At 39.3% G+C, this 1780-nt stretch carries 1 protein-coding gene; it reads left to right on the top strand.

Annotated elements, in window-relative coordinates; translation table 11 throughout:
* The first annotated feature begins 433 nt into the window (after positions 1 to 433).
* Complete coding sequence (locus AB4238_RS14455) at positions 434 to 1108, top strand: YoaK family protein (RefSeq protein ID WP_372034047.1); 675 nt, start codon at positions 434 to 436, stop codon at positions 1106 to 1108.
* Positions 1109 to 1780: the final 672 nt, after the last annotated feature.

Genomic DNA, 1780 nt, shown 5'->3' with positions numbered 1-1780 from the left:
TCAATGCTCAGTTCAAGCTTAGTAGGAGGCTCCAATTTGTGCCATTAAGTATGGGTGGCACTATTCACCTATGAGATATCAGCCAAAATTAAATGGCTATTGTGAGTTATTGGCCTACGCCAATAACTCGATAGTATGGCAACTGGGTAACTCTAAACTGTGGACTAGCTCACGCAGTTCAATATTCGAGATCACTGAATTGAGTTAATGCCTTAAGCATAAAGCCTCGCTATTCACCTAGTGCTATTACAGCGTCCAGTTTTGCGAGCAACAATACAGTTTGCTCTCTGGATCAGCGGCAAAATAGAGTGGTAAAACAACCAACCTCTCTGACGCTGAACCTTAAGCAATACCCTGCGACCAACAGCCCTAGCAACACTGGCATAGCAAACATCGACAATGACAGGCCAATTTGGCTAACTCTGGAGTGTACGTGATATCAAAATTACCCAAATGGGTTGAATATGGGGCCTTTGTGCTAGCGTTGATTGCCGGCTGCGTTAATGCCATTGGTTTATTGGGTTTCGAGCACCAGTCTGTATCGCACCTCTCAGGTACTGCGACTTTAGTGGGCACTCAATTACTCAGTTCTTCCCCCACCGCCCTGCTTCACCTACTTGGGATACTTATCAGTTTTATTATCGGTGCGACATTATCTGGTGCATTGCTATCTGGCAGTTCAGTAAAACTTGGGCGTCACTATGACACCTTACTCGTTGTCGAAGGTTTACTATTAATCGGTGCTATCTACTTTCTACAAGCAGGCAGTTTTGTGGGGCATTACATGGCATCTGCAGCTTGTGGACTGCAAAATGCACTCGCGACAACATACAGTGGTGCCATTGTCAGAACCACTCATGTCACCGGGATCTTTACAGATCTTGGGATTATGTTGGGAAGCTGGCTTAAAGGAGAGGGATTCGACAGGCGTAAAGCGGTGCTGTTTCTGCTCATAATTACTGGCTTCATTTGTGGCGGGGCGCTAGGCGCCTTGTTATTTCAGCAATTTCAGTTTTACGCTTTGATCGTTCCTGCCGGGATCTGCTTAACCTTAGCCATTAGTTATCGCTTATATAAACGTAAAACAGCACCGAAGCCATCACAGTAATGCCGTAAAGCGACATCATAGCTGCCGATGTAAGCTTTTCCATGACAAGCCAGGTTAAAGTAGTCGCCTTGCTATTATTAAATTTAAATGCACTCTGTAGAAAAACAGACTTACTTAAATTAATTCTACTTTAATATAATATTTATTAGCACTGACAGTAATTTTATTTAAAATAGTACTCCTAGCAAAACAAAATGGTTACCACAACAGCTAAAAGGTAAAAAACAAAATGTTTGTTATTATTCCTCTAGATTATCTTTATCAAGATATATAAAACAAAAAAAATAAAACCAACCTTAAAAATTAAAAACTAATACTGATAGGCATTTAACTAATAAACCTCATTTACAATCTAAACTAATCACGCTACAAAACCAAAAGCAGTTACAACTCATTAACATATCGACAGGTAAACACATATGTAATAAATAATGCATAGCTCTAAATTAGAACAAAGACTTACACAGAAAACCCTGATAAACACTGGCTTACAAGCTACCCATTAAGGTGTACTCCTTTGTAGGTATTTGTTAGATTTATCTTATTTTGTTTACAACTAAGTTTTGTGAATTTATTGATCACTCTCACGTTATGGTTAATAAAATGTATGGCAAACCCACCCCTCATGTTAATTATCTAGCGGCAGATTAATATTATTTAATAATGTTAAAT

It is taken from the genome of Shewanella sp. 10N.286.45.A1 (genome assembly GCF_041470405.1).
Lineage (GTDB): Bacteria > Pseudomonadota > Gammaproteobacteria > Enterobacterales > Shewanellaceae > Shewanella.
This window is presented reverse-complemented; position numbering and strand designations above follow the sequence as displayed.